Below are 16,022 nucleotides of genomic sequence, written 5' to 3'. Positions count from 1 at the left end.
TCAGCCGGTCGGGTAGTTGTCGCCGAGACGCTCCGCCAGGAGCTCGACCGCCCGGCAGTACCGCCGCCGGACGGTCCGCTCGTCGCGGTCGAGGAGCTCCGCGATCTGGGCCTGGGTCCAGCCGTGGTAGTACATCAGCCCCACCACCTCCCGCTCCTCCGCCGGGAGGTCCTCCACCGCCTCGTGGAACGCGGCCATCCGCTCCAGCTCCGCCGGGTCGTCGGCCGGGGCCGCCGGCTCGGGCGTGTCCTGGCCCGGGTCGCTCGCGTGGTTCGCCCCGATCCCGCGCGGCCCCAGGAAGTGCCGGGCCAGGTCGATCAGCTCGTTCCGGATGATCCGGGCGGCCAGGCCGAAGAACGCCCGCGTGTCGGCGACCGGCACCTTCTCCAGCGCCTTGAGCAGCTTGAGCGCGGCGGCCACGAACACGTCCCCCGTTTCCGCCCACCGGCGCACCGCCGGGTACTTGCGGAGCATCTTGCGGGCGAGCGCCTCCAGCCGCTTCTGGCAGGCGCGGATGATCTCGTCCCGGGCGGCCGGGTCCCCGGCCCGGAGGCGGACCAGCAGGCCTTCCAGCGCGAGCGTGTTGAACTCGTCGGGCATCGGCGGCCGGCTCCGGTGCGGCGGGCGTGTGCTGTAACATACCAGCCCGTCCGCGGCCCCCTGGCGTAATTCCCCCTCGACCGACTCCCCGCCCCGGCCCACGGTCGGCGGCGGAGAATCGAGCGCGACGTGTCCAGTCGGCCGCGCCACTTCCGCTTGACTGGGCGGAACCAAGCCCGGGAACGGCGGCGGGCGGGGGCCGCACAATCCGGATAATCCGTGTCCGATCAACCCCCCGGCGCTCGTTCTTTCGGGTAGGGGACCGGACCCGGACCGACCGACCGCCGCGTGCGATCCCGTCGGTCACCCGGAGCCCCACCCCCGCCGCGGAGCCGGCCATGTTCACGCTGCTACTCGTCGAGGACAACGAGCTCAACCGCGACATGCTTTCCCGCCGGCTCGAGCGGCAGGGGTTCCGGGTGGTCTGCGCCGTGGACGGGGAGGACGGCTACCGGGTTGCCCGGGCGGAGCGGCCGGACCTGATCCTGATGGACATGCACCTGCCGGTGATGGACGGGTGGGAGGTCACCCGCCGGCTCAAGGCCGAGCCCGACACCCGGCCCACGCCGGTCATCGCGCTCACGGCCGACGCCATGACCGGCGACCGGGAGAAGGCCCTCGCCGCCGGGTGCGACGACTACGACACCAAGCCCGTCGACCTCCCCCGCCTCCTCGACAAGATTCGCGCCCTGATCGGCCACGGGGGGAACGGATGACCGCCGCCACCTTACCGGCCGCAGCCGACCCGGACTGGCAGGCCCACGCCGCCGAGGCGCTGCTCACCCCGGCCGTCGCCGCCCGCGACCTGGCCGCCCGGATGCTCGCCGACGCCGAGCCGCGCGGGCCGGACGAGTTCGCCGCCGACCTGCGGAAGGTGGTCGCGGCCGCCGCCCGGCTGGTGGGCGGGCTGGAGGACGCGCTCGCCCCTACGGCCCCGGCGCCGCTCCCCCGCGAGGTCCGGCACGAGCTGCGGACGCCGCTCAACCACGTCCTCGGGTACGCCGAGCTGTGGCTGGAGGACGCGGCCGAGTACCTGCTGGAGGGGTTCGTCGGCGACCTGCGGGAGCTGCGGCGGCTGGCGGCGGGCGTCCTCGACCAGCTGAACCGGGCGACCGCGGACGCCCGGGCCGCGGACGCCGTGGCCCGCCCGCACACCTGCGACCTGCTCCGCCGAGGCCGCGTCCTGGTGGTGGACGACAACGAGGCCAACCGGGACATCCTGCGCCGCCGGCTGGAACTGGACGGGCACCAGGTCGCGGAGGCCGCGGACGGGGCGGCCGCCGTCGACCAGGCCCGGTCCTGGTTCCCGGACGTCGTCCTGCTCGACGTCGTGATGCCCGGGGTGAACGGGGTCGAGGCCCTGCGGCGGCTGAAGGCCGACGCCCGCCTGGCCCACATCCCGGTCATCATGGTGACCGCCCTGTCCGACGTGGGCGGCGCCGCCGGGTGCATCGAGATGGGCGCCGAGGACTACCTCCCCAAGCCGTGCGACCCCGTTCTGCTCCGCGCCCGGGTCGGGGCGTGCCTGGAGAAGAAGCGGCTGCGCGACCGCGAGGCGGTGTACGTCCGCGAACTCGACCGGGAGCGGCGGCGCGCCGACGAGCTGCTCCACGGCATCCTCCCGCCGGAGGTGGTCGGGGAGCTGAAGGAGACCGGCACGGTCCGCCCGCGCCGGTTCAACGGGGTGGCCGTGCTGTTCGCCGACGTCGTCAACTTCACCCCGTTCTGCGACCGCAACCCGCCGGAGCTGGTGGTCGAGCTCCTCCAGCGGCTGATCGAGGGGTGGGAGGAGGCGGCCCGCCGGCACCAGGCGGAGAAGGTGAAGACGGTCGGCGACTGCATGATGGTCGCGGCCGGGCTGCTCCGCCGCACCGACGACCACCCGGTGCGGCACGCCGTCCGGTGCGGGCGGGACATGATCGCCGCCACGCGGGCGCTGGGGGTGGGGTGGGACCTGCGGGTCGGGGTCCACTGGGGGCCGGTGGTGGCCGGGGTGATCGGCCGGCAGAAGTACCTGTTCGACCTGTGGGGCGACACGGTCAACACGGCCGCCCGGATGGAGAGCCACGGGCTCCCCGGCCACGTCACCCTCAGCGGCGACGCCTGGGAGCACGCCGCCGGGGCGTGTGAGGGGGAGCCGCACGGGACCGTCGAGGTGAAGGGGAAGGGGCCGATGCCGGTGTACCGGGTGGCCGCCGGCTGACGTGGAGGTCCTGGCATGAGCGAGGCTGACGAGGCCGGCCCGCGGGCGTGCGGGCCGGCACCGACCGGGTTCCCGGCGGTCGAACCGCCCGACCCCGTTCGCACCTGCCGCCGGGTGACCCGCGTGGGCGGCGCCGTCGGGGCGGCCGTCGGGCTCCTCTGCCTGGCCGGCTGGTGGTTCGCCCTCGGCCCGCTCGGCCAGCGCGACTCCTACTACACCCTGGCCCCGAGCGTCAGCCTGGGGTTCGTCCTGATTGCGGCGGCCGTCCTCGCCCGGGTCCAGCGCCCGACCTGCCCGCGGGCGCGGGCGGTCGCGGCCGGGGTCGCCGCCCTCGCGGTCGTCTGGGGGGTGGTCCGCATCGCCCAGGCGCTGGCCGGGCGGGCCGACCACGAGACGACCGAGTACCGCCTCCTGGAAGCCTTCTGGCGGGTCGGGGCGGCCGGGCCCGGCGACGCGGTGATGTCCCCGATCACCGCCGCCAACTTCGCCCTGGCCGGCGTGGCCCTGGCCCTCCTGTCGTGGGCTCACCCCCGAACCCGGGCCGCCGCCGCCGCGCTGGCCGCGCTGGTAGTCACGGTCAACGCTCTGCTGCTCGTGGACTACGCCCTCGGGGCCGAGCTGGTCTACCGCTCCACGGTGTTCATCTCCGTCCAGACCGGGCTGGCCTGGGTGTTCCTCGGGGCGGCGCTGATGGCGGCGGCCGGGCCGGACCGGTGGCCGCTGCGGCGGGTGGTGGGGGCCGCGTCCACGGAGGCCCGGCTGCTGCGGGCGTTCCTCCCGGTCACCCTGGCCGCCCTGCTGGTCGCCAGCGCCCTGCACAACCTCACCTACGGGACGACGAGCCAGGACCCGCTGGTCGCAAAGCACTACCAGCCGCTGGTCTGCGCCCTGTGGACGGTCGTCACCGCCGGGGTGGTCGCGGCGGTCGTGGTCCGGTTCGCCCGCGGCATCGCCCGGCAGCTGGACCGGGCCGAGGCCGAGCGGTGCCGCGTCCTCGACGAGCTCCGCGCCGCCCGCGACGCCGCCGACGCCTCCAACCGGGCCAAGAGTCAGTTCCTGGCGAACATGAGCCACGAGCTGCGGACCCCGCTCAACGCGGTGATCGGGTACAGCGAGCTGCTGGCCGACGCGGCCGGCGACGACGGCCGCTCCGAGTACCTGCCCGACCTGGGGAAGATCCACGCCGCCGGGAAGCACCTGCTCACCCTCATCAACGACATCCTCGACCTGTCCAAGATCGAGGCCGGGCGGGTCACCCTGGCCCCGGAGGCGGTGGACGTTCCGGCGCTGGTCGCCACCGCGGCCACCACCATCCGCCCGCTGGTCGAGAAGAACGGAAACACGTTCGTGGTGGACTGCCCGGCCGGCGCCGGCGAGCTCACGGCCGACCCGACGCGGGTCCGCCAGTGCCTGTACAACCTGCTCGGCAACGCCGGCAAGTTCACCGACCGCGGGGAGGTTCGGCTGGAGGTCGCACGGGAGGAGCGGGGCGGGGCCGGGTGGGTGGTGTTCCGCGTCCGCGACACCGGCATCGGCATGACGCCCGAGCAGCTCGGCCGGATCTTCCAGCCGTTCGTCCAGGCCGACCTCTCGACCACGCGGAAGTACGGCGGGACCGGGCTGGGGCTGACCATCACCCGCAAGCTCGCCCGGATGATGGGCGGGGAGGTGCGGGTGGCGAGCGAGGCCGGGCGGGGGACGGAGTTCACGCTGGAGCTCCCGGCCCGCCCGGCGGCCGCGCCGGCGCTCACGGCCGCGCCGGTCGCGGCCGCCGCCCTGCCCCGGCCGGGGGTCGGGAACACGGTGGTGGCGGTGGACGACGACCCGGCGGTGCTCGACATCCTGACGCGGTACCTGACCGGCGAGGGGTACCGGGTGGTGGCGGTGCCGCGGGGGGCGGACGCCGTCCGGGTGTGCCGCGAGGTCCGGCCCGCGGCCGTCACCCTCGACGTGATGATGCCGGAGGTGGACGGGTGGTCGGTCCTGGCCGCGCTGAAGGCCGACCCGGAGCTGGCCGGGATCCCGGTGATCATGCTGACGATCGTGGAGGACCGGAGCCTGGGGCACGCCCTCGGCGCGGCCGACTACCTGTTCAAGCCGGTGGACCCGGGCCGGCTGCTGGCGACCGTCCGCCGGCACGCGCCGGCCCGGCGGGGGCTGGCGCTGATGGTCGAGGACGACGGCCCGACGCGGGAGATCGTGCGGCGGATGCTGGAGAGCGACGGGTGGGCGGTGGCCGAGGCGGGCAACGGGCGGGAGGCGCTGGCGTGCGTGGGGCGGGCGAAGCCGGGACTGATCGTCCTCGACCTGATGATGCCGGAGATGGATGGGTTCGAATTTCTGACGGAGTTGCAGCGGCACCCGGACTGGCGGTCGATCCCGGTGATGGTGGTGACGGCCAAGGACTTGACCCCGGAGGACCGGGGGTTCCTGAACGGGTCGCTGATGCTCAGCGGGGCGGGCCGGCGGGTGCTCCAGAAGGGGGCGTTCAGCCGCGAGGACCTGTTGCGCGAGGTCCGCGACCTGCTGGCCGTGCGGGTCTAACCCCGCCGGCCCCGAACGCGACGACGACCCGTCTTCCCCACGGTCCCACGGGCCTTACAATGCCGCGGACGGGTAGGGGGGTGTTTGCTCGGCTGGTGCCGGCCCCGGTCTTCAAAACCGGTGAGGGGTGTGAACAACGCCCCTGGTGGGTTCGATTCCCATCCACCCCCGCCCGCCGCGACCGCCGACCGCCCGGCCCTACACCAGCTCCCCGATCACGTCGCCGTGCGGCAGCATCGGCATCGGCCGGCCGCTCCCGTCGGGGAAGCTCGTCCGATTGTGGTCGATCCCCAGGTGCCGGAACACCGTCGCCCACAGGTCGTTCGGCGACAGCGGCCGGTCCTTCGGCACCTCCGCCCGCGCCGTCGTGCTCCCCACCACCTGCCCCGTCTTGCACGCGCCGCTCACCAGGATGCTCATCGCGTTCGGCCAGTGGTCGCGGCCCGGCTGCGTCACGCCCGTCTGCGAGCCCTTCGTGTACTCCACCTTCGGCGTCCGCCCGAACTCGCCCGTCACCACCAGCAGCACCCGGCGGTTCAGGCCGCGCAGGTACAGGTCGTCGATGAGCGCCGCGATCGCCTGGTCCAGGAAGCCGAGCTTGTACTGCGTGTCGTCGAAGATGTGGCAGTTGACGGCGTGCGAGTCCCAGTTGTAGGTGTGGTTCTTCTTCATCTCGCCGCCGAACGGCGTGGCGTTCTCCATCACCATCGTCACCCAGCTGGCCCCGTGCTCGACCAGCCGCCGGGCCAGCAGCGCCCGCTGGCCGTAGCGGTGCATGCCGTAGCGGTCGCGGGTGCGGGCGTCCTCGCGGCGCAGGTCGAAGGCGTTCCGCGCCGTGTCCGTCGTCACCAGCTCCAGCGCCCGGCCGCGGTGGGTGTCGACGGCCCCGGCGGCGCCGGTGATGTCGGAGCCGCGCAGCGGCCGGTCGAGGGCGCCAAGAACACCCACGCGCTCGGCCAGCCGCGCCGACTGCTCCGGCCGCGCGCTCAGCCCCTGGATGTCGAACTTCGGGTCGGACGGGTCGCCGTGGAAGGTGAACGGGTGGCTCTGCGGGCCGAGGTACGCCGACCCGAAGCTGAACGTGTCGATCTGCTGCCGGCCGCCGTCCACGCCGCAGACGTAGTTCGGCACCGCGGCGTGCTTGTGCTTGAGCACCTCGGCGGCCATCGAGCCGACCATCGGCGTGTCGTTGACGAAGCCCACGGGCTGCGCCGGGTCGCGGCCGGTGAGGAACCGCTTGTGGCCGCCGCCGTGGTCGGCGAAGCGGTGCGACACCGAGCGAATCAGGGCGTACTTGTCGGCCATCGTGGCGAGCCGCGGCAGGTGCTCGCAGACGTCGATGCCGGTCACGTTCGTGCGGACCGGCCGGTAGGCGCCGCGGTACTCCTCCGGCGCGTCCGGCTTCATGTCGAACGTGTCCTGGTGCGGCGGCCCGCCGGGGAGCCACACGAAGATGACGGCCGGGTCGTTGGTGGTGTGGTCGTCCGGGCTGCCGTGGGCGGTGAGGCCGTGGGCGGCGGACGCGAGGGCGACGGAGCCGAACTTGAGCGCGTCCCGGCGGCTCGGGCCGGGGCAGGGGCGGGCGGGCATCGCGACGGGCTCCGCGGGCGCGGACGGTGGGGCAGGCTGTGAATTAGCGTACCCGTGCGGCGGGGGGAAGTCAAACCGGCCGGGCGGCCGCCCGAATTCACCCGCACGACGGCGGAACGGCCTATGATCACACCTTGTGCACCGCCCGGACCGCGCGGGCCCTCACGAGGTTCCGGAGCACCGCCGGTGAGCGCGCTCGCGATCAGCACCGCCGTACTCGTCTGCATCTTCGCCAGCGCCGTCGCCGGGGTCCGCCTGCGGCCCCGGTTCCCCGACGCGCACGTGAATGCGGACACCAAGGACACCGTCACGCTGATCATGGGCGTCGTCGGCACCCTGACCGGAATCGTCCTCGGGCTGCTCGTCACGTCGGCCAAGAGTTCCTTCGACGCCCAGCGGGACGGGGTGGCCCGGCTGGCGGCGAACGTCGTCGTGACCGACCGGGCGCTGGCGCACTACGGCCCCGAGGCCCGGGAGGCCCGCGCCGCGCTCCGCGACTCCGCCTGCGACCTGGTCCGCCGGACGTGGCCGGCGGAACCCGCGCCGCCGGGCACGCCGGCGGAGCCCGTCGGGGCCGACGGGCGGTACGACGAGGTGTACGACCGCGTCCTGGCCCTCCAGCCGAAGACCGACGCCCAGCGGACGACGCAGGCCCAGGCGGTGACCGTCCTCCACGACACGGCGCAGCTCCGCGGGCAGTTGCGGTCGCACGGCGGCAGTTCGATCCCGCCCGTCTTCCTCGTGCTGATCGTGGCCTGGCTGGCGGTCATGTTCGCGGCGTACAGCCTGTTCGCCCCGCGCCACGCCACGACCTTCGTCGTGCTGTTCCTGGGCGCGTTCGTGGTGTCGAGCGCGGTGTTCCTGATCCTGGAACTGGACCAGGGCTTCGGCGGGGTGATCCGCATCCCCAGCCAGCCGCTCCGCGACGCCGTCCTCCAGCTCGGCAAGTGACCGACCCGGCTTGCGAAAGGCCCGTCCCATGCCCGTGCCCCCGACGAGCGGCCGCTCCCGCACCATGAAGCGGGCCGCCGCCGGCGCCCTCGCCCTGGTGCTGCTGTACCTCGCCGTGGCCTACCTGCTCGTGCCGGCGCTGTGGCGGGAGGACGCCCGCCGCCACCCGGCCTGGGCGGCCGCGCCCCGGATCACCCACACCGGCGACGGCATCCCGGGCGACCCGCTCAACGTCGCCCTGGTCGGCACCGAGGCGGAGGTGAAGAAGCTCCTCGTCGCCGCGGGGTGGTACCCGGCCGACCCGCTGACCCTCGAGAGCTGCCTGGAGATCGCCGAGGCCTCCGTCCTGAAGCGGCCCTACGCCGACGCCCCGGTCAGCAACCTGTTCCTGTTCGGCCGCAAGCAGGACCTGGCCTTCGAGCAGCCGGTGGGCGACAGCCCGCGGAAGCGGCACCACGTCCGCTTCTGGAAGGGCGACCAGCCCGGCCCGGCCGGCCGGCCGGTGTGGTTCGGGTCGGCCACCTTCGACGAGCACGTCGGCCTGAGCCACACCACCGGGCAGGTCACCCACCACATCGCCCCGGACCTCGACGCGGAGCGCGACCACCTCGTCGGCACACTCGACCGCACGGGCGGGGTGGCCGAGGCGTTCACCGTGCCCGGCTTCCACAAAACCCTGGAGGGGCGCAACGGCGGCGGCGACCCCTGGCGCACGGACGGCAGCCTGTCGGTCGTCGTGGTCCGGCCGGCGGGGCCGACCCCGCGCCCCTGACGCCGTGCCCGCGGGTCGGGGCCAGAAGCCCGTTAGGCCGGGGCGCGAGCCCCGTCGGGGCTCGGAATCCCGACGGGGCTCGCGCCCCGGCCTGACGGCGCCGCCGAATCCGGCAGGCACACGCGCCCCTGACGCCGACTCCCGGCGTCTCTAACCTGGGTGAGACGACGGGGCGGCTCCGGTCGTTGGGCCGACCCCCACCGCGCCGAGGCTCCCGTGCCGATCCAGATTCTCACCGTCGAGTCGCAGCCGTTCGCCGAGAACTCCTACGTCGTGTGGCGCGACGGCGGCACGGAGGCGTTCGTCATCGACCCCGGGTTCGAGCCCGACCTCATCCTGGAGGCGCTGTCCGAGCGGCAGCTCACGCTCGCGGCCATCGTCTGCACCCACGGCCACGTCGACCACATCGCCGGCAACGCCGCCCTGAAGCGCGACTTCCCCGCCGCCCCCATCCTGATCGGCCCGGGGGACGCGCCCATGCTGACGGACGCCGACCTGAACCTGAGCGGCCCGTACGGCGTGCCGGTGACGAGCCCCCCGGCCGACCGGCTGGTGACCGACGGCGAGCGTCTCACGGTCGCGGGGATCGAGCTGGAGGTGTTCGACGTGCCGGGCCACTCGCCGGGCCACGTCGTCTACGTGATCCGCGAGACGAGCCCGCCGACGGTGCTGGGCGGCGACGTGCTGTTCCGCGGCAGCATCGGCCGGGTCGATTTCCCCGGCGGCAGCTTCGCAACGCTGAAGCACCACATCGAGCGCGTGTTGTGGCCGCTGCCGGACGGCACGGTGGTGTACCCGGGTCACGGTCCGGTGACGACCGTGGGGCACGAGATGCGGACGAACCCGTTTGTCGGCAAGGGATTGTGACGAGACAGAAACGACGATCCGCACGGTTGGCCGACTGCCTCTCCCCTCAGTCGACCAACCGTGCGGTGTCAGGCTCTCGCCGCCTGAGGATAAAGCAGGGTGCGTGCCACGGCCGCGGCGTGGCGTCACGAGCGTGGCATAGCGACGCCTAAAGTGTCATCACGGCACGACTTCTGGCGGTCAGAAAAATTGACCGCGGGACGTGACAGGATACCGATCCAGAACGACTTGCCTGATATGCCAGCAAATTGCCCGCGAAATTGCACGGTCATCGCGCATTCGCCAGCAAGGCTCCAGCATTCTTTTGTGGCATCGACTCATTGCGTGCCCTGACCCCCCGGGGGGTGCGGAGACACACAATGTGGTTGGCTTGACCGTGGGCCGGGAATGCGGACAATCACCGCTGCCCCCCGGGAGCCCGACATGCCGGCGACGATCGACGACACGTATGCCGAGGCGTTCCGCAGCATCTACGCGTCGGTGCTGGTGACGGCCCGCGACCGCACCTGGCTCGACCACGCCATCACCGCCGCCACCGGCAACGCCAGCTCCGCCATCCTCTGCGACTGCGAAGCCGGCCTCGACCGCTACCTCGACGCGAGCGACACGCCCGACGGCCGGCCCGGCGCGGTCGTGCAGTTCCACGTGCCGCGCTTCTGGAAGGACCGCGAGGCGAGGCTGGAGCGGAGCGTGCTCGTGCGCGTGTGCCAGAACGTGCTGACGTGCCCGACCACGGCCGCGTTCAACGTGCTGCCGGCCGACGAGAAGTGGTTCCCGCTGGGGCGGAAGGTGTCGTACTTCGGCGACGGCCACCAGTTCGCGGCGGAGCGGTTCGGGCGGCGCTGCTGGGTGGTGCCGATCCTCAGCGGCGAGTTCGTGATCGAGCGCCGCTGCGGCTGGGCCGACGGCCTGATGGGCGGCAACCTGTGGTTCTTCGGCGCCACCGCCGACGGGGCGCTCGAAGCGGCGACCCGCGCCGCCGCGGCCGCGGCGCAGACGCCGGGCGTGATCCTGCCGTTCCCCGGCGGGGTGGCGAGCAGCGGGTCGAAGGCGGGGAGCAAGTACAAGTTCGCCGTCGCCAGCACCTACGCCGAGTACTGCCCGACGCTGCGGGACGCGCTCGGCGGCGCGAGCAAGCTGCCGGCCGGGGTGGCGAGCGTGCAGGAGATCATCATCAACGGCCGCGACCTGGCGACGATCGCCGCGGCGACGCAGGCCGCCATCGCCGCGGCGAAGGACACGCCGGACTTGCTGACGATCTCGGCGGGGAACTACGGGGGGAAGCTGGGGAAGAGCTTCGTGTACCTGCACCCCGAGAAGCAGCCGGCGTGAGGGGGGTAGAGAAGAGGATTAACCACAGAGTCACAGAGAGCACAGAGAGAAGACAGAAGACCGAGGAGAGCCAAGATTTGAATTCAAATTCTGCTCTTCACTCGGCTTTGTGTCTTCCCTCTGTGCTCTCTGTGACTCTGTGGTTAATCCTCTTCTCTACCCCCCGCTATACCCCGTGATGCCGTCCAGCAGCTTGCGCAGCTCCTCGACCTGGCGGGTGCAGTGGGCCACCGCCGCGGGGCCGTGCCGCACCGCCAGCGCCCGCACCGCCTCGACCAGCCCCAGCGCCGTGTCGGCGTCCACCACCGCGTTCGCGTCGGCGTCCAGCCCCTCGCGCAGCCTCGCCATCACCGCGTCCGGCGGCGGCCCCGGCAGCCCCGCCGACGACATCGCCGCTTCCACGCCCGAACTCGCTCGCAGCGCCGCCTCCACCGCGTCGAACAGGAGCCGGTGCGTCTGCCGCTCCGCCACCGCCTGCCGCAGCAGGTCCGCGCCGACTTCGGCAGCCGCGGCGACGAGGCGGCGGTCGTCGTCGGTGAAGCCGCCCGGCTTGTCGAACAGTTCCAGCGCCACGAGCGTGCTGCCGCCGACGGCCAGCGGCGCCGCCAGCACGGCGGCGCGGCCGTGCTCGAACGGGAACAGGTCGAGCACGCCGGCCGAGCCGCCGGAGAAGTCGTTCAGCACCGCGGGCTCCGTCCGGCTCACGACCGACGCCGCGAGCGACCGGTTGAACGGCACGTCGCCGGTCGAGAGGAACTGCCCGTCCGGCCCGTAGGCGACCGTCACGTCGGTGCCGTCCGGGGAGTGGTGGCGGATGACGAGCGCGCCGTCGGCGGCGCCGACCGCCCGGCCGGCGAACTTGAGCAGCGACTTCACCGCCATCGGCAGCGGCACCGGGTCGTTCAGCGCCGCCGCCGAGCGAACGATCGGCAGCACCTTCTCGACGGCCTCGCGGAACGCTGCGAGGGTGCGGTTCACCTCGCGCTGCCGCTTCGCCGGGCGGATGCGGTCGAGCTGCCGGCCCACGGCCGCCACGAACGCCTCGCGGGTCAGGTCGGTGCTCTTGTCGAGGTAGTCGCGGACGCCCATCCGCAGCGCGTCGAGCGGCGTCGCCTGGTGGGCGAAGCCGGTGACCATGACGGCGACGATTTCCGGCTGGAAGACGACGAGGTCTTCGAGGAGGCGGAGGCCGTCGGACCCGGAGCCGAGGTTCCAGTCGAGGACGGCGAGGTCGATGGGCGTCTGGTTGGCGATGGTCAGCGCGGCCTCGGCGTCGGCGGCGGCGAGGACGCGGACGCCGAGGCCGCTCCCCTTGAGCCACTCCTCGAAGGTGCGGCGGACGGGCTCCTCGTCGTCGACGATCAGGACGGCGTCGGTCATGTCACCCCTCCGCCAGTTCATGATACGCGGCCAGGGCGTCGGCGAACCGGCCGCTCATGAGCCGCGCCGCGGCACGGGTGCGGAGCGCGTCCGGCGTGCGGCGGATGGAGGCAGACTGCTGCGCGAGCGCGTCGGCGTCGGCGACGCGACCGGCGGCGAGGGCGGCTCGCGCCGCGGCGAGCAGGCGCGAGGCGTCGGCGTCGGCGGCGAACAGCAGCGCCAGGTCGGCCTTGCAGCGGCGGCAGGCGGGGCCGGCGTCGTTGTTCGCCTTACAGCACGGGCACGGGACGGGCATGGGGGCGTCCGCGGGGTCGGGGGCGTCGCCGGTAGCGTATCGGCGGCGGGGGTCAGGACGGCGACGGCGGTGCGTTTTCGCGAGGCCGGGGTCGGTGACTCACACGGTGCCGGCCGGGTCCGGCAGCCGGTTTGCGGGTTTGATCTCGCGGTGAAGCTCGCCCTGTAGCCGTGGGCGTAGCCCCGCGCCTCCGCCACCTCGGCACCGATGCGTGCTACGGTTGCCCGGTAGCCGCGGCCGGCGGCCCCACGATGCGCCCTCGCCCGGCGGCCCCGGCGCGATAAGACTACTACCCGCCCCCGGAGAGCCCGGCCGATGCGCGAAACGCTGATGTTCTACGGCGAGATCGTTCGCCGCTGGCGGGTCACCGGCGCCATCGGCCCGAGCGGCCCCGTCCTCGCCCGCGCCATGGCCGACGCCGTCGGCCCCGTCGCCGCCGGGCAGGTGATTCTCGAACTCGGGCCGGGCACCGGCGTGTTCACGCGGGAACTCGTGCGCCGCTTCCCCGCGGCGCGCGTCGTCGCCGTCGAGCTGAACGACCGGTTCGCCGGCCACCTCCGCACCGCGGTGCCGGGCGCCACCGTCGTGAACGGCTGCGCCTCCCGGCTGGACGCGCACCTGGCGGGCCTCGGCTGCACCGCCCACGACGTGGCCGCGGTGGTGAGCGGGCTGCCGCTGCTGGTGCTCCCGGGCGACCTGCCGCGGCGGGTGTTCGGGTCGGTCGCGGGGGCGCTGCGGCCGGGCCGCCGGTTCGTACAATTCACCTACTCCCAGAAGGCGTGGCGGCGGTTCGACGCGACCGGCTTCCGGCCCGACCCGCCGCGCCGGGTGTGGCGGAACTTCCCGCCCGCGGTCGTGCTGCCGTTCACGCGCACCGACTGACCGAACTCCCCGGAACCCGCATGTCGTCCGCCGCCCCGCTCCCGCCCGAGCCGATGGACCCCAAGCTCACCACGATCCAGCCCGGCGGCGGCGTGGTGATGCGGCTCGAACTCGCCTGGGGCGCCGTCCGCCGCGCCTACCTCCGCACCTTCCGCCCCGGCTACGTCCGCCGCATGGCCGCGCTCCGCAAGGGCGACACGAACCCCTGCCCGTTCCCCGTCCTCGACCCGCGCGACCTCAAGTTCTACCGCAACCAGCCGGGCTACCACTGGGAGCCGCAGGACGACCCGTTCCGCTGGCGCGACCGCATCCCGTTCGCCCGCGCCGGCCTCGCCGAGCTGCTCGTCTTCTCGGTCCTCACCGCCGGCTCCGCCAAGGCGGTCGCCGCGTGGCTGATCTGGGGCGGCGCGGACGGCGTGCTCGCCGGCGCCGGCTGGGTGCTCGTCGCGGCGCTGACCGTGGCGTGGCTCCTCGTCGTGTGGTTCTTCCGCGACCCCGAGCGCGCCGTGCCCGCCGCCCCGGGCCTCGTCATCTCCCCGGCCGACGGCAAGGTCGTGCTCGTCGAGGAGCTGGAGTACGACGAGTTCGTCGGCGGCCCGGCGGTGCAGATCGGCATCTTCCTGTCGATCTTCAACTGCCACCTGAACCGCGCCCCCGTGGCCGGCCGCGTCGTCGGGCTGCGCTACAAGATGGGGAAGTTCCTGAACGCCATCCGCCCCGAGTCGGCGCGGGAGAACGAGCAGCTCGCCGTGCGGATGCAGGAGGACGCGCCGCCGTACCGCCGCTACGTCGTCCGCCAGATCACCGGGGCCATCGCCCGCCGCATCGTGTGCTGGCTGAAGCCCGGCGACACGGTCGGCCGCGGCGAGCGGTTCGGCATGATCAAGTTCGGCTCGCGGACGGAGCTGGTGATGCCGCGCGAGGCGGGGCTGAAGGTCGTGACGAAGGTCGGCGACAAGGTGAAGGCGGGTCTCTCGGTGCTGGCCGAGTACGAGACGCCGGGGGCGACATGAAGCTGAAGCTGCGCGGGCGGCGGCCGCGGCCGAAGGCGTTCGCCGTGCTGCCGACGCTCCTCACGCTCGCCAACGCGGTGTGCGGGTTCGGGGCCATCGCGTTCGCGTCCGGGTGGGCCGGGTACGAGCCGGCCACGGCGCTGTTCGCGGCCGGGTGCCTCATCTTCCTGGGAATGCTGTTCGACGGCCTCGACGGCGCCGCCGCCCGCTGGGCCGGGCAGACGAGTAAGTTCGGCGCCGAGCTCGACTCGCTGTGCGACGCCATCACGTTCGGGGCGGCGCCGGCGTTCCTGATGCTGGAGCTGGCGAAGTTCGAGCAGGTGGGCATCCCGCCGCGGCTGCTGTTCGTGGCGGCGGCGCTGTACGTGGTGGGGGCGGTGCTGCGGCTGGCGCGGTTCAACGTGGAGCCGCCGCCCCCGCCGGAGCTCGCCGCCGAGGAGAAGGCGAAGGGCTTCACCGGGCTGCCGTCGCCGGCCGCGGCGTCGGTGGTGGCGTCGTTCCCAATCGCGCTGTTCGGGCCGCAGCTGGTGTCCGACGTGGAGCCGTCGGGGGCGGCGGCGCAGATGGACCTGTGGGCGGCCCGGCTGCTGCCGCTGGTCACGTTCGGCGTGGCGCTGCTGATGGTGTCGCGGGTGCGGTACGCCCACCTGTTCAAGCAACTGCTGCGGCGCGGGCGGAACCGGAAGCTGCTGCTGGTGGTGGTGTTCGCGCTGGCCGTGGTGATGGCCGTGCCGCGGGTGGCGGTGCCGATCCTGGTGTGCTGGTACGCCTTCGCCCCGCCGGCGGTGGCCGGGTGGAACCGCTACCTCCGCGGCCAGCCGCCGGCGCCGGCGACGTTCCCGCGCCCGGCGACGCCGCCGACCGGCACCGGAGACGGGCCGTGACCGACCCCACGAAGCCGCCCGGGATCATCCTCCTCATCTGCTGGCGGCAGTGGCGGGCCGAGCGCGCCCTGGCCCGCCGCGGCGTCCGCTACCGGTCCACCGACCAAGCCGTCGTCGCCGCCGCCTACGCGGCCATGACCGAGGACGAGTTCGAGACGTCGAACGCCCGGCAGACGTGGGCCAACTGGCGGACCATCCCGCGGGCGCTGAAGGGCCGCGTGCCCGCCCGCCCGTGGCGCGCGCTCGACCTCGGCTGCGGCACCGGCACGTCGACGCGCGTCCTGGCCGCGTGCGCCCCGGCGGGCTCGGAGGTGACCGGTTACGAGCTGGCGCCGCAGCTCGCGGAGGTCGCCGCCCGGCGGGCCTACGCCCCGGGTGTGACGGTGCGGTTCGTGTGTCAGGGGATCACCGAGCCGCTGCGCGACCCGGCGGGCGAGGTGGTGCGGGCGGCGTCCGTGGACGTGGTGAACAGCAGCGGCGTGGTCGGCCACCACCTCGACGCCGAAACCGTGAAGCCGCTGGTGGCGGAGGTGCGGCGGGTGCTGGCGCCCGGCGGGGTGGCGGTGCTCGACGACGGCCCGACGCTGCCGACCGCGGCGCTGACCGGGCGGATGCGGGAGGCCGGCTTCGAGCCGCTGGGCCGGTACAAGTGCTGGCCGCTGGCGACGAGCGCCCAGGTGGCGTTCCGGGCGCCCGGGTAGCCGCTTTA

General features: G+C 73.8%; 15 protein-coding genes and 1 tRNA gene. 12 read left to right on the top strand and 4 right to left on the bottom strand.

What is annotated here, in order from left to right:
* Window positions 1-600: an RNA polymerase sigma factor gene (locus tag ETAA1_RS00760; protein ID WP_145233421.1), complete on the bottom strand. Its 600-nt coding sequence runs from the start codon at window positions 598-600 to the stop codon at window positions 1-3.
* A 338-nt stretch (window positions 601-938) separates the two neighbouring features.
* On the opposite strand from ETAA1_RS00760, the gene ETAA1_RS00755 reads away from it, so the two are divergent.
* From ETAA1_RS00755 to ETAA1_RS00740, 4 genes are all read left to right on the top strand, one after another.
* Entirely contained in the window at window positions 939-1,316 is a 378-nt protein-coding gene (locus ETAA1_RS00755; RefSeq protein ID WP_145233420.1) for a response regulator, read from the top strand.
* Window positions 1,313-2,803, top strand: coding sequence for an adenylate/guanylate cyclase domain-containing protein (locus ETAA1_RS00750; protein ID WP_202920565.1), 1,491 nt, complete (start codon window positions 1,313-1,315; stop codon window positions 2,801-2,803). Before ETAA1_RS00755 ends, ETAA1_RS00750 begins: the two co-directional genes overlap by 4 nt.
* A 15-nt stretch (window positions 2,804-2,818) precedes the next feature.
* Entirely contained in the window at window positions 2,819-5,347 is a 2,529-nt protein-coding gene (locus ETAA1_RS00745) for a hybrid sensor histidine kinase/response regulator (protein ID WP_145233418.1), read from the top strand.
* Between the two features lie 76 nt (window positions 5,348-5,423).
* Window positions 5,424-5,518, top strand: a tRNA-Sec gene (locus ETAA1_RS00740).
* 27 nt (window positions 5,519-5,545) lie between these two features.
* Here ETAA1_RS00740 and ETAA1_RS00735 read toward each other — a convergent pair.
* Window positions 5,546-6,937, bottom strand: coding sequence for a DUF1501 domain-containing protein (locus ETAA1_RS00735; RefSeq protein ID WP_145233416.1), 1,392 nt, complete (start codon window positions 6,935-6,937; stop codon window positions 5,546-5,548).
* A gap of 186 nt (window positions 6,938-7,123) precedes the next feature.
* On the opposite strand from ETAA1_RS00735, the gene ETAA1_RS00730 reads away from it, so the two are divergent.
* The 4 genes from ETAA1_RS00730 (at window position 7,124) to fhcD (ending at window position 10,859) form a co-directional block, all read left to right on the top strand.
* Window positions 7,124-7,888: a bestrophin-like domain gene (locus ETAA1_RS00730; RefSeq protein ID WP_202920564.1), complete on the top strand. Its 765-nt coding sequence runs from the start codon at window positions 7,124-7,126 to the stop codon at window positions 7,886-7,888.
* 28 nt (window positions 7,889-7,916) lie between these two features.
* Window positions 7,917-8,660, top strand: coding sequence for an LssY C-terminal domain-containing protein (locus tag ETAA1_RS00725; protein WP_145233412.1), 744 nt, complete (start codon window positions 7,917-7,919; stop codon window positions 8,658-8,660).
* Between the two features lie 216 nt (window positions 8,661-8,876).
* On the top strand, window positions 8,877-9,527 hold the full coding sequence (locus ETAA1_RS00720) for an MBL fold metallo-hydrolase (protein ID WP_145233411.1): 651 nt from the start codon (window positions 8,877-8,879) through the stop codon (window positions 9,525-9,527).
* Between the two features lie 423 nt (window positions 9,528-9,950).
* The gene (fhcD, locus tag ETAA1_RS00715; protein ID WP_145233409.1) at window positions 9,951-10,859 is read left to right on the top strand and encodes a formylmethanofuran--tetrahydromethanopterin N-formyltransferase; all 909 of its coding nucleotides are present in this window, start codon (window positions 9,951-9,953) and stop codon (window positions 10,857-10,859) included.
* A 156-nt stretch (window positions 10,860-11,015) separates the two neighbouring features.
* Here the strand turns inward: fhcD and ETAA1_RS00710 are convergent, their stop codons facing one another.
* Together ETAA1_RS00710 and ETAA1_RS00705 are read right to left on the bottom strand one after the other, a co-directional pair.
* Window positions 11,016-12,239 carry a response regulator gene (locus ETAA1_RS00710; protein WP_145233407.1) on the bottom strand — a complete coding sequence of 408 codons (1,224 nt, stop codon included), beginning with the start codon at window positions 12,237-12,239 and terminating at the stop codon, window positions 11,016-11,018.
* A gap of 1 nt (window position 12,240) precedes the next feature.
* A complete protein-coding gene (locus tag ETAA1_RS00705) occupies window positions 12,241-12,534 on the bottom strand; it encodes a hypothetical protein (RefSeq protein ID WP_145233405.1) in 294 nt (97 codons plus the stop codon).
* 315 nt (window positions 12,535-12,849) lie between these two features.
* On the opposite strand from ETAA1_RS00705, the gene ETAA1_RS00700 reads away from it, so the two are divergent.
* The 4 genes from ETAA1_RS00700 to ETAA1_RS00685 are packed head-to-tail and all read left to right on the top strand — an operon-like array spanning window position 12,850 to window position 16,014.
* Window positions 12,850-13,416 carry a class I SAM-dependent methyltransferase gene (locus ETAA1_RS00700; protein WP_145233403.1) on the top strand — a complete coding sequence of 189 codons (567 nt, stop codon included), beginning with the start codon at window positions 12,850-12,852 and terminating at the stop codon, window positions 13,414-13,416.
* A 20-nt stretch (window positions 13,417-13,436) separates the two neighbouring features.
* Complete coding sequence (locus tag ETAA1_RS00695) at window positions 13,437-14,429, top strand: phosphatidylserine decarboxylase family protein (RefSeq protein ID WP_238389339.1); 993 nt, start codon at window positions 13,437-13,439, stop codon at window positions 14,427-14,429.
* A complete protein-coding gene (locus ETAA1_RS00690; RefSeq protein ID WP_145233401.1) occupies window positions 14,426-15,313 on the top strand; it encodes a CDP-alcohol phosphatidyltransferase family protein in 888 nt (295 codons plus the stop codon). The genes ETAA1_RS00695 and ETAA1_RS00690 overlap by 4 nt, the downstream gene beginning before the upstream one ends.
* Entirely contained in the window at window positions 15,310-16,014 is a 705-nt protein-coding gene (locus ETAA1_RS00685; RefSeq protein WP_145233400.1) for a class I SAM-dependent methyltransferase, read from the top strand. Before ETAA1_RS00690 ends, ETAA1_RS00685 begins: the two co-directional genes overlap by 4 nt.
* Window positions 16,015-16,022 lie beyond the last annotated feature (8 nt).

Origin of the sequence: Urbifossiella limnaea (assembly GCF_007747215.1) — a bacterium.
GTDB lineage: Bacteria > Planctomycetota > Planctomycetia > Gemmatales > Gemmataceae > Urbifossiella > Urbifossiella limnaea.
The sequence above is the reverse complement of the archived record's forward strand: the minus strand, read 5'-3'. Positions and strand labels throughout refer to the sequence as shown.

What these genes read in the sequence shown, in the direction of transcription:
- fhcD (WP_145233409.1), top strand. Translation starts at nt 9,951, where the DNA reads ATGCCGGCGACGATCGACGACACGTATGCCGAGGCGTTCCGCAGCATC.
- ETAA1_RS00725 (WP_145233412.1), top strand. Translation starts at nt 7,917, where the DNA reads ATGCCCGTGCCCCCGACGAGCGGCCGCTCCCGCACCATGAAGCGGGCC.
- ETAA1_RS00745 (WP_145233418.1), top strand. Translation starts at nt 2,819, where the DNA reads ATGAGCGAGGCTGACGAGGCCGGCCCGCGGGCGTGCGGGCCGGCACCG.
- ETAA1_RS00755 (WP_145233420.1), top strand. Translation starts at nt 939, where the DNA reads ATGTTCACGCTGCTACTCGTCGAGGACAACGAGCTCAACCGCGACATG.
- ETAA1_RS00750 (WP_202920565.1), top strand. Translation starts at nt 1,313, where the DNA reads ATGACCGCCGCCACCTTACCGGCCGCAGCCGACCCGGACTGGCAGGCC.
- ETAA1_RS00700 (WP_145233403.1), top strand. Translation starts at nt 12,850, where the DNA reads ATGCGCGAAACGCTGATGTTCTACGGCGAGATCGTTCGCCGCTGGCGG.
- ETAA1_RS00705 (WP_145233405.1), bottom strand. Translation starts at nt 12,534, where the DNA reads ATGCCCGTCCCGTGCCCGTGCTGTAAGGCGAACAACGACGCCGGCCCC.
- ETAA1_RS00710 (WP_145233407.1), bottom strand. Translation starts at nt 12,239, where the DNA reads ATGACCGACGCCGTCCTGATCGTCGACGACGAGGAGCCCGTCCGCCGC.
- ETAA1_RS00760 (WP_145233421.1), bottom strand. Translation starts at nt 600, where the DNA reads ATGCCCGACGAGTTCAACACGCTCGCGCTGGAAGGCCTGCTGGTCCGC.
- ETAA1_RS00695 (WP_238389339.1), top strand. Translation starts at nt 13,437, where the DNA reads ATGTCGTCCGCCGCCCCGCTCCCGCCCGAGCCGATGGACCCCAAGCTC.
- ETAA1_RS00690 (WP_145233401.1), top strand. Translation starts at nt 14,426, where the DNA reads ATGAAGCTGAAGCTGCGCGGGCGGCGGCCGCGGCCGAAGGCGTTCGCC.
- ETAA1_RS00735 (WP_145233416.1), bottom strand. Translation starts at nt 6,937, where the DNA reads ATGCCCGCCCGCCCCTGCCCCGGCCCGAGCCGCCGGGACGCGCTCAAG.